Genomic DNA, 12,275 nt, shown 5'->3' on the forward strand with positions numbered 1-12,275 from the left:
ACGGGCCAAGTTGATTTTTCTCTGGACTTATGCGCCACCTTATGGGGTTGAGCCAAACCACTCGGCGTCAATGGCCTGGAGCATCTGCTCGGGCGTGAGTTGCTGGGTCATACGCCCGCGCAGGACATGGCGGTGCTCGAACGACTTGGCGCCTCGTGCCATCACCTTGGCCCGGATGGCCGCGATGTGTTCGTCCCCGAAACGGCTGTTGAACGTGTTGAACAGCACCACATGCTGGCCGTCGAAGCGGTTGTGCTCGACAAAGGCCCAGATCGGCGGCGCCGGACTGTAGAGCCACACGGGCGAGCCGAGCCAGACAGTCTCGAACGGCGTCAAGTCGATGGTGCGCGGGCGAATGTCGGGCAGCGCCTCGAGCTTTTCCTTGAGCGCATTGGCATCCTTGAGCGCATGCGCCAAGCCGCCCACGCCGAGCTGATAGTCGGGTGCTTCCAGTGCAAACAGTTGAGCATCGAGCCGCCGAGCCACATGGCGCGCGGCCAGCGCGGTGTTACCCGAGCGCGAGAAATACACGACCGCTGCACGGGATGCCGTCGCCGGCGGCGCATAGGGCTGTTTGCCCGCCAGTTGGCGCGACTGGCGGCTTTCGATCCAGGTGACCGCTAGCAGCACGAGTACCGCCACCGCTAACAGCGCGCCGAACAGGACGGCAAGCCACTTGAACATCATGCCTCCGCTTTACATGAAATACGGCTTGTCGCCGTCGCTGCCCGGCTTGTTCATGCCCAGGTTCTCGCCCACATGCAGTTCCGGCGATTCGATGACCTTGGCGATCAGATCTGCCACGCTCTTGCGCGACACCACGGTGCCCTTGAAGGGCCTACCCTTGGCGGTCAACTTGTAGTCCACCTCGTCCTCGTCCGTCAGCCAGGCCGGGCGCAGAATGGTGTAGTCGAGGCCAGAGGCTTCGATCAGGTCGGCCGCGCGCCGGAAGGGCTTGAGGTCTTCGCCGATGGTGGCGTTGTTCCACTCGCCGAACTTGCCGGGCACCTCGTCGTAGATGCCCAACGAAAGCACGAAGACCAGTCGCCTGACGCCCGCTGCCTGCATGGCGGCGATGACGGCCTGGGCCTGCTTGTCCAAGTCTTCGCCCGTGAGGTTGGCATAGACGATCTCCTGGCCCGCCATGGCGTCCTTGAGCAGCTTCTTGTCCAGCACGCTGCCGATCACGACTTGCGCATTGGCGGGTTCCTGGCCGGTCAGTTTCTTGGCGTCTCGCAGCAACAGCGTCAGTGCGGTATCCGGGCGACTAGCCAGCGCGGGGATTACCCATTGTGCGATCTGGCCGGTGGCGCCGAGGATGAGGACGTTGCGCATCACAGTGCCTCCTTGAAGAACGGCACTACCTTGGCCATGGCGATGGCGACCGGCTCGGGCTTGTCATACAGGTCATAGTGTGACCAGCCTTCGGCCACGACGATGTGTTTGTCCGTCGAGGCGGCACGGCTGTAGATTTCCCAGCCGTCGCGGAAGGCACCGAAGCCGCCCGGCTTGTCACCGATGACGACCATCAACGGCTGTGTCAGCAGAACCTCGGCATGCAGGAAGGCGTCCCAGCCCATGGCCGCACCGCTGAAGGACATCAGCTGGCTGGTGGCACCATTCGGCTGCTGGCCGCGCGCGGTCTTGTAGTACTCGGTGGCTTCGAGCACGTCGATGTCGGTGAGGCCGGCCTCCTGAGCCTGTGCGACGGAGGCCGGCAGCAGGTTGGCGACTTCGCGCTCGCCACCCTGAGCCTGTTCGGTGCGCATCTGGGCGATGTGTTGAGCCAGTTGACGCGGCTGGAACTGGGCGAAACCTTCGCGAATCAAGCGGCCGTAGTTCACACCAGTGATGGACACTAGCGCCTTCAGGCGATGGTCGGTGATGCCCGCATGCACGGTGTAGGCACCGCCACCGCACACGCCGATGGCACCGATGCGCTCGGCATCCACATAGGGCAGCGATTGCAGGTAGTCCACGGCGAAGCGGATGTCCGAGACGCGGATGGCCGGGTCTTCGATGAAGCGCGGTGTACCGCCGCTGGCGCCCTGAAAGCTCGCGTCATGCACCAGCACGACGAAGCCGGCTTCGGCCAAACCCTTGGCATAGATGTTGCCGGCAGTCTGCTCTTTGCAACTGCCGATTGGGTGTGTGCTGACGATAGCGGGATACTTCTTGCCTTCGTCAAAGCCGGGCGGCAGGTAGATGTCGGCCGCAGTTTTCCAGCCCAGGTTCTGGTAGGTAACGGTTTGGATGGTGCTCATGTTGAAACTCCTTGTTCTGCACGTAGGGACGCGATTGGCCCCGCCGTGCCGTGCTTGGGTTCAGCGGATTACCTCAGCTTGATCTGGAAGAAAGGCACCAGCTTCGAGACAGCCTCGTCCACGTGCTTGAGCACGTCGTATAGATCCATGTGGTCAGCGCCATCGACGACATGCAGGACCTTGTCCTTGCTGGCGGCGCGGGCGATCAGGTCGTCGCTCATCCACTTGCTGCCCGCATTGCTGCCTGCGACGGCCAGGATCGGCTGAGTCAGGAAGGCTTCGGCCTTGTTGTAGGCGTCGTAGGTGATGATCTGCGTGAGGTTGCGTGCCAGCGTGTAGCCGGGGGCGTTTGGGTGCTCGCAGCGCGGCGTGTGGTAATACTCCCAGGCGCCGCGCAGTTCGGCGTTGGGCGCGTCTTCTTCCTTCAGCGGGGCCAGCGGTATGGTGGCCATGTCGTTGCTGCTGGCGTCGGCGGTGCGCGCCGTGGAACCCGCCTCCAGATAGGGCAGTGCATCCGCGTCCTTCACGGAGCCATCCCAGCCGTTGCGGAACATCTGGCCGATGTTCACCGCGCTCACCATCCCAAGCGCCTTGATGCGGCGGTCATTGATGGCGGCATTGGCGCTGTAGCCGGCGCCTGCGCAGATGCCCATGGCACCGATCCTGTCCTGATCCACGTAGGGTAGCGTGGTCAGGTAGTCAATCACGGCGCTCACGTCTTCGGTGCTGATGTAGGGATTCTCCAACTGGCGCGGCTCGCCCGTGCTCTCGCCTTGATACGAGCGGTCGAAGGCGATGGTGATCAGGCCGTGCTCGGCCAGCTTCCTGGTATACAGGCCAGCGGTCTGCTCCTTCACGCCACCGCCGGGATGCGAGACGACGACGGCCGGGTACTTCTTGGATTCGTCGAAGCCGGAGGGAAAGTTGATGACGGCGGCCAGGGTGATGCCTTGGCCATTGAGGTTCTTGAACGTGACGTTGGGCATGAGGTTCTCCGGTCGTGAATGAGAGGGCTGGCACAGCTAGATGACGCTGGCAGGACTTAATGCTAGACCTCGGATTGATCCTGATATACACCCTTTTAAAGACATGACTGGTAAGTTAAACTAAACAAATGGCTATCGACCCCTCTCTCGTCTTCTCCCTGACGTGGTTCGCCCACATCGCCCGCCACCGCAGCTTCACCAAGGCGGCGACGGAATTGGGCGTCACGCGTGCGGCCCTGTCCCAGCACCTCAAGGGGCTGGAGCAACGTCTGGACATGCGGCTGCTCAACCGCACGACACGGGACATGTCGCTGACGGAAGAAGGACAACGCCTGCTGGATGTCCTGCAACCCGCGCTGACGGCGGTGGAACGGGCGGTCTCGGAGCTGGGCGAAGCGCATGGTGAGCCCTCGGGCCTGATCCGCATGAATTCCTCACGCATTGCCGCCCGGCTGCTGATCGAGCCGCACATGGGTGAATTCCTGGCGCGCTATCCAGATGTGCGGCTGGAACTGGTCATGGACGATGGCTTCTCCAACATCGTGGCCGATGGGATGGATGCCGGCATTCGCCTTGGCGAGAGCCTGAATGAGCACATGGTTGCCGTGCCCATCACGCCGCCGCTGGAAATGGCCATCGTCGGCTCGCCTGCTTACTTCGAGCGATACGGAGTCCCCGAGACACCCGCCGACGTAACGAAGCACAACTGCCTGGCCTACCGCTTTACCTCCAGCGGCACGATCGACTGCTGGTCGTTCTCCTCGCCTGATGCCGAGGGCCGCACCGTGGTGTTCGAGCCACAAGGCAGCGCGGTGTTCAACGACGACAAGAGCATGCTGCGTGCGGCCTTGCAGGGTGTGGGATTGGTACAGCACATCGACCTGTGTGTGCGTCAGCATCTGGCCGATGGCACTTTAATGCGGGTGCTCGCCCCTTGGTGCCATCCGTTTCCGGGGTTCTACCTCTACGTGCCATCACGGGCACAGATGCCCGCAAAGATTCGGGCGCTGATAGATTTTCTGATTGAAAAGCGGGAGCAGTTGGTGCTGGAGTCTCGCCCCCGTTCTTCGCCTGCCAAAGTGAGGCCACGCGAAGGGCACAACATGGTTCGCGGTATGGCTCGTCGACGTGGCTCGAAGCAACCCGACCGTTGACATGTCCGCTGCGATGTCGGTCCGTGGCGTTATCAGCCCATTGAGATGCTGCGCTGCCTTCCAACCTCCCATGAAACTCCAGCGCCACGCACTGTCGCGGCAAGCTGTTGCCCCAGCCGCTGCTCGATCACCGGCTTCCAAGGCACCAGGCTGAACCCCTTGCCGTCGTCGAGCATCGCGTAGCGCCCGCTGGCCAGCATGACCGAGCGTCGATAGATACCAGCCACGCGCTACCCGAGTCGCCGAAACGCAGGTTTCGTCCCAGTGCCTACCACCGAAAACAGTCTGTTGATGGGCAGGCTCCCATTTGGTTCTTGAGGCACGTCGAGCACGTAGCTACGCACGTTGGTATCTTGTCCCGACTTCACGTCTTTGCCGGATTTCAGGCCGATCAACGGCAGAAAGAAAACATTTGACAAAAGACACTTTCAAAGCTTGCTGGATCATTTCGCCTTTTCAGGTTCGCAAATGCAGCATTTTTGCGAATCATGCAACTTTAAACCTCGTCATCACCCTGTTTTTCATCAATGTGCAGTCCGTGACCGGAGCAGCGCATTGACAATTCTGCAGTCAAAACTACCCGATTTTCTGACTCGTGTGTCATGGATAACAGAAGCACATTTTTTATCGACAGGACACAGGGAGTTTTTATGATTATAAAAACGGTTTCGTTACGTCACGGTTTTTTGTTGGGATCGGTGCTGGCCACGGGTCTGTTCGTATCGGCCAGTGCCGTTGCGCAGTCTGCCGTCACTCAGCAGACGATTGCAATCGATCTTGCCGCACAGCCCCTCGAACAGGCGATCACGCAGCTTGCCACTCAGGCAGGTTTGCTCATCGGTGTTGATGCCAGTCTGGTTGCAGGCAAACAGGCACCCGCACTGAATGGACGCTTTACTCCCCTGCAGGCGATCGGGCAACTGCTCAAAGGCAGCGGACTCATCGTGATCGAGAATGCGCCGGGACGCTACACACTGGAAGCTGCCCCCGCAGGGCACACGAACAGTAATACAGAGGCAGTGACTTTGCCGGAAATGAAAATAACCGGCATGATCGATCCTAATTCGCCAGACAACAGAAGTTACAGCCGCCCCAGTTCTTTTTCAGCAACCAAAACCGATACGCGGATCATGGAAACGCCGGTATCGATTCAGACTGTACCGAGGGCTGTAATTGACGATCAGAAATCGGTCATGCTCAAGGATATATTGGAGAATATTAGTGGCGTTCATCCAAATCCAACTCTCGGGTACGATACCAATTTCATTATGCGCGGTTTTAGCAATAACGTAACGTATCGAAATGGCCTGATTGCTAATTCTACTTTTACAACTTCTTTCGATACGGCCAACTTGCAATCAGTCGAAGTGTTCAAGGGGCCTGCCTCGATCCTGTTTGGACGTAGTGAGCCAGGCGGGTTGCTCAATATCACGACCAAGAAGCCACTCGCAACACCTTACTATGCGCTGGAGCAGCAGTTTGGCGCGTACGGCTTCTACCGTACTCAGTGGGATGCTACCGGTCCTGTCACTGAGAATAATATGTTGTTTTACCGCTTCAATGGTTCCTATCTCGATAGTAAATCGTTTCGCGATGATATTTTCAAGGATCGGATCATGGCAAGCGGTAGTGTGACTTGGCGCCCCACCAACATGACCGAGCTGACCATTGAAGCAGAGGGGCTTCATCAGGAAGGGCAAATAGATTACGGTATTCCTGTCATTGGCAATCGTTCGGCACCGATTCCGATCAGCCGCACTTTTGGCGATCGTAATGATCCGGTTGACAAACGCCATAAAATACATGTCGGTACCGAATTTGTGCACCGGTTCAATGCTGACTGGCTGATCCGCAATCGCTTCCTGATGACCCACGGCGATGATAAGTCGACATTCGTCAATCCGACACCGGCATTTGGTAGTGCACTACGTAACGATCGTTTCCTGGATAGAAATTTCTTCTATCAATTTTTTGATACTAAAAGCTATACGACTAATCTAGATTTGAATGGTAAATTCGAGCTGGCTCAGACTCATCATGAAGTACTGATAGGGTTTGATTATTTGCGTTCTGATAATAATTACTCTATCAGTGGGGAATATAACAACTCTTATCCTGCCTTGACCGTGGATATTTTCAACCCCATCAGTACGGAGACTAATCCGGCGATCATTCAGCAAATATTACTGCAGAACAAGAATTTCAGTACTTTCCGGAATGAATGGTTCGGTGTGTATTTTCAGGATCATATTACTCTGTGGGATAAATTGCATATTTTGGCAGGTGGACGATATGACTGGGCATCCACAGGTCGTGGAAGAAGTCTGAATTCGTTTTCCGAGTCTGAGAAAAATATCCCGCTGCGCAAAGATAGCGATTTCAGCCCCCGTGTCGGCATACTATATCAGTTGCTGCCGCAGATCAGTCTGTTTGGCAACTGGACTACCTCTTTCGGTGCTAATAATGGAATATCAGCAACCGGCGCCAGTTTCAAACCACAGACAGGGGAACAGTTTGAAGTGGGCATCAAAGGTGCGCTGTTTCAGGAGAAACTGATTGCGACCCTAACTTTTTATAACCTGACTAAAGATAACCTCCTGACACCCGATCTGAGTACACCGGATCCGCTCGATCGTATTGCTGTCGGCAGGCAGCGCAGCAAAGGTATCGAGCTGGATATTTCCGGACAGATTACTCAGGAATTGAGTTTGATAGGGAGTTATGCCTATACCGATGCGAAAGTCGTTCGGGATAATTCGGGTTTGCAAGGGAATCTCATGCCGTTGGTTCCTGACCATTCCGGCAGTATCTGGCTGCGATATGATGTGAAACAATTCGTTCCACTCGATGGCTTGAGTTTCGGAGTAGGTGTATTTGCCGTCGGCAAGCGGGAGGGGGATATTCAGAATACGTTCAAATTGCCAGGCTATGCCCGCCTGGATGCATTTGCCGCCTACCGGATGAAGCTCGGCCCGACCCGCCTGACCGCGCAGATCAACGCACGGAATATTCTGGACAAACGCTACTACGAATCGACCGATCCTGATAGTAATGTCGCGCCCCGGCTGGGTGTCTATCCCGGTGCTCCGCTGACCATTCTGGGTTCCTTGCGCCTCGAATATTGAGATTGCAGGTAACAGAAACCGGCCTTACCTTGCGGGCAGATGGAAAATTCAGGTTGAGAGACAGACACGGCGGATACCCGCCGTGTGAATGATTCTGAATGGAAAAGGGTATGAAAGAGCGTGGCGCTATTTGATCTCTTCTTCGTCAGGCAGTTTTCTGGCTTCATCCTCCAGCATGACGGGGATGCCATCCCGAATGGAATACGCCAGCCGATCCGCCTTGCAGATCAGTTCCAGCCGGTCTTTTTTGTAAATAAGCGGGCCTTTGCATAATGGGCAGACCAGAATGTCCAGGAGTTTTGGATCCATGAATTTTTCTCTCAACTTCTTAAGTATGATTTCGCGTAACCCGGGATCGGCACGATATTCCTGTTGTAAAACCCAGATGCGATCATCGTGCAGACTTAGACATTTTACTGCATCTTCTTCCGGTATCAGGATGATTTCGGCTTCATCAGACTGGAAGTCCGTTGCAATAAAATGGTGATTTTCCGGAAATACACGAGGAGTGACGGTCAGTTTCAGGAATTCGAGGTTGTCCAGAAAGTTTTGTGTATCCGGATCGCAGACAATGGCATGAATGCGTTTGCCTGCCAGTCCCGCTGCATCGGCTGTCAGCTCGGGCCGTGACAGATTGAAAAAATATTCTTTCTGTGGACGGGTGTGAATCGTTCTGATTTCATCCGTGATATCCGGTATCCGCCTTTGATGGCCGGCCAGTATGACGGCGTCAGTGTGTTTCAAACGTGCAAAACTGTCTCGTAGCGGCCCGGCAGGCATGATCAGGCCATTTCCTGAATTGATGACACTGGTATCGACGATGACAGCTTCGAAATCACGCTGCAGACGAAGATCCTGCAAGCCATCATCACAGATCAGCACATTGCATTCCTTGTGAGCATTTAGTAAAGCCTTTGCTGTTTCTATCCGATCATAACCGATCCATACCGGGCAGGTTTCACGTAAATGGTAGGTGAGCAACAGTGATTTATCACCAGTGAGATGGGGATGACTACTGATCGTCACCCTTGTCGGCGGACGATGGTTGTCGGGATAGCCTCGGCTGATGATCCCGGGCCGCAGCCCTGCTGCTTTCAGGATATTGGCAATCTGAATGATGAGTGATGTTTTGACGGGACTGTCAGTGGTTATACTGTCGATGATGATGATCGGTACGGGCAGGTGAATCGAAGTCAGTATCGCGCGCCGGTAAAGAAAACGCCGGATAGACTGAAACAGGATAAGCAATTGGCTGACCGGCCACAAAAAAAGATGCAGTGGGGTGATACGTTGCCAGTACAGTTCATACCAGTTCATGAGGCTGCCGGGGCAGTCAACCCGTGAAGTAGGTATATCGGCAGATGCAACATCAGCAGAACCAATGGCTTAATATCGGAAATAAGCAGTTTGTGCATGATATACGGGTGTTTCCTCAACCTGTTTGCGGGAGTGATCAATGCGGCACGTTTTAAAAAACTGTCTTAAAATGCCGTCAACATCAAGCAGTGATCTTTTGTGGAGTGATTATGCAGCATCTTGAAGCAGTCAGAAACATTTTGGGTGATGTGTTGAATCTCGGAGAGAGAAAACACACGCTGACAGCCAGTTCCGTTTTACTCGGAAATATTCCGGAGCTGGATTCGATGGCGGTGGTCAATGTGATTACCGCGCTCGAGGAATACTTCGATTTCTCGGTGGATGACGATGAAATCAGTGCACAAACTTTTGAAACACTCGGAAGCCTGGCGCTTTTTGTCGAACATAAACTGTCGCACTGAGACTGCATGGAAAATCCACCGGCTGAACCTTTCTTTCTGGATGCTTCGCCGGGAAAACGTTTCTGCCTCTATCACTCCCCCGCCGGGGATACGCCATTAAACCAGGTATTTATCTATCTTCATCCGTTTGCGGAAGAAATGAATAAGTCCCGACGTATGGCTGCTCTGCAGGCCAAAGCGTTCGCAGCGAGGGGGTTTGGTGTACTGCAGATAGACTTGTATGGTTGCGGGGACAGCGCAGGAGATTTCGGGGAGGCTACCTGGGAGATCTGGAAAAACGATGTTGAATCTGCTTACCAGTGGTTGATACAGCAGGGATTTACATCGGTTCATTTTTGGGGATTACGGCTGGGAGCCCTGCTGGCACTGGATTATGCAGCAAGTGAAAAAACGAGGACTGATCCGGCAAAATTTGTACTCTGGCAGCCTGTCGTCAACGGTAAATCATTTATGACTCAATTTTTACGCTTGCGGCTGGTGAATAAGCTCCTGTCGGATGATTCGGATAAAGCTCAGAATGTTCATCTTCGTGAAGAGCTCAGAGCAGGTAAATCGCTTGAAATAGCAGGGTATACGCTTTCTCCCGCAATGGCGGCTGCGATCGATGAATTGAAACTGAGTCAACTGGTCGTCGGGAACAGTGAAATATACTGGTTTGAGATCACGCCCGAAGCGGGTCGCGGGCTTCCTCCTGCTGGTGCTGCGGTCGTGGAGGCATGGAACCAGTCTGGTGTTTATCCGGAAGTAACACTCATACCCGGGTTGCCGTTCTGGGCTACTCAGGAAATCAGCGAATGCCCGGCACTGCTGGCAGCCACTGCTAAGCTATTTGCCGGAATCCAGCCATGAATGTTCAGGAACAAGCGGTACGTTTTTGTTGCCATCACGACTGGCTTTACGGGATTTTACATCTACCGCAGCAACCGGTTACACGAGGTGTGCTGATTGTCGTTGGCGGGCCGCAGTATCGCGTTGGCAGTCACCGACAGTTTGTTTTGCTGGCGCGCTATCTGGCGGAGCGCGGTATTGCTGTCATGCGGTTCGATTTCCGGGGAATGGGGGACAGTGACGGTGAGATACGAACGTTTGAACATGTCGGGGAGGATTTGCGCAGTGCTGCCGACTTTTTTTTCAGTGAATGTCCTTTTCTGGAAGATATCGTGGTCTGGGGATTATGTGACGCAGCGTCAGCGGCACTGTTCCATGCCCACCAGGATTCGCGAGTGAGCGGGCTGGTGTTGCTGAATCCCTGGGTGCGAACAGAACAAGGGATTGCCAAAGCGTACCTGAAACACTATTACCTGGAACGTTTGTTCGATCCGGAATTCTGGAAAAAACTGCTGGGTGGAAAATTCAATCCACTGGCTTCTATCCGGTCTTTATATGAATTTGGCAGGAACAGCTTGCGGGGCGGGAAAAGTCCGGCTGTCTCAGAAAGAAGCGCTGGTTCAGCATGCGACCTGACTGTTCCTTTGCCGGAGCGTATGCTGGATGGCCTGAAGCGTTTCCAGGGAAAAATACTGATCATTACCAGCGGAAATGATCTGACGGCGCGTGAATTTCTGGATCTGGTCGATTCATCGGCAGATTGGCAAGCTACTCTGAGAACAAAGCAGACAGAACTTTGCCACATGGAAAGCGCCAACCATACATTTTCCACGCGTGAATGGCGTGATCAGGTGACAGAACTGACCGCAAATCGAGTGTTGTCATGGTAAAACGTGTATTGATGATCGCTTACCATTTCCCGCCTTTGCACGGTAGCAGCGGAATGCAGCGGACATTGCGTTTTGCCCGATATTTGCCTGATCATGGCTGGGAGCCGATTATTCTGGCGCCTTCACCGCGCGCCTACCAGCAGATCGATTCTGGCCAGCTGGCGGATATTCCGCAACAAGTGCGTATTCATCGGGCGTTTGCGCTGGATACAGCGAGGCATCTGAAGGTGATGGGGCGATATCCGCGAGTGCTGGCCTTACCGGATCGCTGGGTGAGCTGGTGGCTGGGCGCAGTGCCCGCGGGATGGTATCTGATCAAAAAGTATAAACCGGATGTGATCTGGTCGACTTATCCTATTGCAACGGCACATTTGATCGGGCTGACCTTGCAGCGTTTGACGGGTATTCCATGGGTGGCTGATTTCAGGGATCCCATGGTGCAACCGGATTATCCGCCGCATCCACTGACTTATCGTGCCTATGAATACGTGGAAAGTAAAACGATCACCTATTGCTCCAGTGCAGTTTTCACGACCCCGGGCACACTGAGGGACTATCAGACCCGGTTTCCGCATGTCCCGGCATCGCGATTCCATCTGATAGAAAACGGATATGATGAATTCAGTTTTACTTCGATTATTCGCCCGGTAAATCAGGCTGCTGGAACCGGCCGAATCACCTTGCTGCATAGTGGCATTATTTATCCATCAGAGCGTGACCCCACTTCCCTGTTTGATGCTTTGTCCGCATTGCTGAAACGGAATGTCATCAATGCTGACAGTTTGCATATTATTTTGCGCGCTTCGTATCACGAGGATTATCTGCAGTCGCTGATCGACCGTTTTGAGATTGGAGCGATTGTTTCTCTTGCACCTCCTGTTTCCTACAATGAAGCGCTTGCAGAAATGGTGGCTGTTGATGGACTGCTGATTTTGCAGGCGGCAAACTGTAACAATCAGATTCCCGCTAAACTGTACGAATACCTGCGCGCGCAACGACCCATTCTGGCGTTGACAGATCCGGCTGGCGATACAGCAGAAAAGCTTCGCAGCGTGGGGGTTGATACAATTGTTCCACTGGATTCGAAGGAAGCAATCATGGAAGAGTTGGGTCGGTTTCTTGCGTTACTGAGGAAGGGTAGAGCACCGGTTGCGTCAGTGGATAAAATAAAATCTAACTCCAGGGAAGCCGGGGCCGGAGAATTGGCCAAGTTATTGGACGCTATCATAGAAACTGGTAAGTAAAATAAC

Annotated in this window: 12 protein-coding genes and 1 pseudogene; 6 read left to right on the top strand and 7 right to left on the bottom strand. The window is 54.6% G+C overall.

Features of this window, described 5'->3' with window-relative positions; genetic code table 11:
- Positions 1-39 precede the first annotated feature (39 nt).
- The 4 genes from HRU73_RS00360 to HRU73_RS00375 all read right to left on the bottom strand — a co-directional run bounded on the left by HRU73_RS00360 (position 40) and on the right by HRU73_RS00375 (position 3,250).
- Complete coding sequence (locus HRU73_RS00360; RefSeq protein ID WP_276818328.1) at positions 40-687, bottom strand: flavodoxin family protein; 648 nt, start codon at positions 685-687, stop codon at positions 40-42.
- A gap of 9 nt (positions 688-696) precedes the next feature.
- On the bottom strand, positions 697-1,335 hold the full coding sequence (locus HRU73_RS00365; protein ID WP_287399002.1) for an SDR family oxidoreductase: 639 nt from the start codon (positions 1,333-1,335) through the stop codon (positions 697-699).
- Complete coding sequence (locus HRU73_RS00370; protein WP_287399003.1) at positions 1,335-2,264, bottom strand: alpha/beta hydrolase; 930 nt, start codon at positions 2,262-2,264, stop codon at positions 1,335-1,337. Before HRU73_RS00370 ends, HRU73_RS00365 begins: the two co-directional genes overlap by 1 nt.
- Positions 2,265-2,332: 68 nt before the next feature.
- Positions 2,333-3,250, bottom strand: coding sequence for an alpha/beta hydrolase (locus HRU73_RS00375; RefSeq protein WP_287399004.1), 918 nt, complete (start codon positions 3,248-3,250; stop codon positions 2,333-2,335).
- Between the two features lie 128 nt (positions 3,251-3,378).
- Between HRU73_RS00375 and HRU73_RS00380 the strand changes: the two genes are divergently transcribed.
- Positions 3,379-4,404, top strand: a complete 1,026-nt coding sequence (locus tag HRU73_RS00380; protein WP_276818324.1) for a LysR family transcriptional regulator — start codon at positions 3,379-3,381, stop codon at positions 4,402-4,404.
- Between the two features lie 32 nt (positions 4,405-4,436).
- Here the strand turns inward: HRU73_RS00380 and HRU73_RS00385 are convergent, their stop codons facing one another.
- Entirely contained in the window at positions 4,437-4,631 is a 195-nt protein-coding gene (locus HRU73_RS00385) for a DUF3363 domain-containing protein (RefSeq protein ID WP_502709300.1), read from the bottom strand.
- A 423-nt stretch (positions 4,632-5,054) separates the two neighbouring features.
- Here HRU73_RS00385 and HRU73_RS00390 point away from each other — a divergent pair, with 423 nt between their 5' ends.
- Positions 5,055-7,529: a TonB-dependent siderophore receptor gene (locus tag HRU73_RS00390; protein WP_287399005.1), complete on the top strand. Its 2,475-nt coding sequence runs from the start codon at positions 5,055-5,057 to the stop codon at positions 7,527-7,529.
- 126 nt (positions 7,530-7,655) lie between these two features.
- On the opposite strand, the gene HRU73_RS00395 is transcribed toward HRU73_RS00390, so the two are convergent.
- Positions 7,656-7,838, bottom strand: coding sequence for a Trm112 family protein (locus tag HRU73_RS00395; protein WP_287400088.1), 183 nt, complete (start codon positions 7,836-7,838; stop codon positions 7,656-7,658).
- Between the two features lie 24 nt (positions 7,839-7,862).
- Positions 7,863-8,846: pseudogene (gene lpxK / locus HRU73_RS00400) on the bottom strand (tetraacyldisaccharide 4'-kinase); the annotation flags it as partial.
- 209 nt (positions 8,847-9,055) lie between these two features.
- Here lpxK and HRU73_RS00405 point away from each other — a divergent pair.
- The 4 genes from HRU73_RS00405 to HRU73_RS00420 are packed head-to-tail and all read left to right on the top strand — an operon-like array spanning position 9,056 to position 12,269.
- A complete protein-coding gene (locus HRU73_RS00405) occupies positions 9,056-9,307 on the top strand; it encodes an acyl carrier protein (RefSeq protein WP_011112661.1) in 252 nt (83 codons plus the stop codon).
- A gap of 6 nt (positions 9,308-9,313) precedes the next feature.
- Positions 9,314-10,156, top strand: a complete 843-nt coding sequence (locus HRU73_RS00410) for a hydrolase 2, exosortase A system-associated (RefSeq protein ID WP_287399006.1) — start codon at positions 9,314-9,316, stop codon at positions 10,154-10,156.
- The gene (locus tag HRU73_RS00415; protein WP_287399007.1) at positions 10,153-11,025 is read left to right on the top strand and encodes a hydrolase 1, exosortase A system-associated; all 873 of its coding nucleotides are present in this window, start codon (positions 10,153-10,155) and stop codon (positions 11,023-11,025) included. The genes HRU73_RS00410 and HRU73_RS00415 overlap by 4 nt, the downstream gene beginning before the upstream one ends.
- Positions 11,019-12,269 (top strand): glycosyltransferase, encoded by a 1,251-nt coding sequence (locus HRU73_RS00420; RefSeq protein WP_287399008.1) that lies wholly within the window; start codon positions 11,019-11,021, stop codon positions 12,267-12,269. The genes HRU73_RS00415 and HRU73_RS00420 overlap by 7 nt, the downstream gene beginning before the upstream one ends.
- The last annotated feature ends 6 nt before the right edge of the window (positions 12,270-12,275 follow it).

The organism is Nitrosomonas sp. H1_AOB3, from assembly GCF_015709435.1.
GTDB classification, from domain to species: domain Bacteria; phylum Pseudomonadota; class Gammaproteobacteria; order Burkholderiales; family Nitrosomonadaceae; genus Nitrosomonas; species Nitrosomonas europaea.

What these genes read in the sequence shown, in the direction of transcription:
- HRU73_RS00390 (WP_287399005.1), top strand. Translation starts at nt 5,055, where the DNA reads ATGATTATAAAAACGGTTTCGTTACGTCACGGTTTTTTGTTGGGATCG.
- HRU73_RS00420 (WP_287399008.1), top strand. Translation starts at nt 11,019, where the DNA reads ATGGTAAAACGTGTATTGATGATCGCTTACCATTTCCCGCCTTTGCAC.
- HRU73_RS00365 (WP_287399002.1), bottom strand. Translation starts at nt 1,335, where the DNA reads ATGCGCAACGTCCTCATCCTCGGCGCCACCGGCCAGATCGCACAATGG.
- HRU73_RS00410 (WP_287399006.1), top strand. Translation starts at nt 9,314, where the DNA reads ATGGAAAATCCACCGGCTGAACCTTTCTTTCTGGATGCTTCGCCGGGA.
- HRU73_RS00380 (WP_276818324.1), top strand. Translation starts at nt 3,379, where the DNA reads ATGGCTATCGACCCCTCTCTCGTCTTCTCCCTGACGTGGTTCGCCCAC.
- HRU73_RS00415 (WP_287399007.1), top strand. Translation starts at nt 10,153, where the DNA reads ATGAATGTTCAGGAACAAGCGGTACGTTTTTGTTGCCATCACGACTGG.
- HRU73_RS00375 (WP_287399004.1), bottom strand. Translation starts at nt 3,250, where the DNA reads ATGCCCAACGTCACGTTCAAGAACCTCAATGGCCAAGGCATCACCCTG.
- HRU73_RS00360 (WP_276818328.1), bottom strand. Translation starts at nt 687, where the DNA reads ATGATGTTCAAGTGGCTTGCCGTCCTGTTCGGCGCGCTGTTAGCGGTG.
- HRU73_RS00405 (WP_011112661.1), top strand. Translation starts at nt 9,056, where the DNA reads ATGCAGCATCTTGAAGCAGTCAGAAACATTTTGGGTGATGTGTTGAAT.
- HRU73_RS00370 (WP_287399003.1), bottom strand. Translation starts at nt 2,264, where the DNA reads ATGAGCACCATCCAAACCGTTACCTACCAGAACCTGGGCTGGAAAACT.
- HRU73_RS00395 (WP_287400088.1), bottom strand. Translation starts at nt 7,838, where the DNA reads ATGGATCCAAAACTCCTGGACATTCTGGTCTGCCCATTATGCAAAGGC.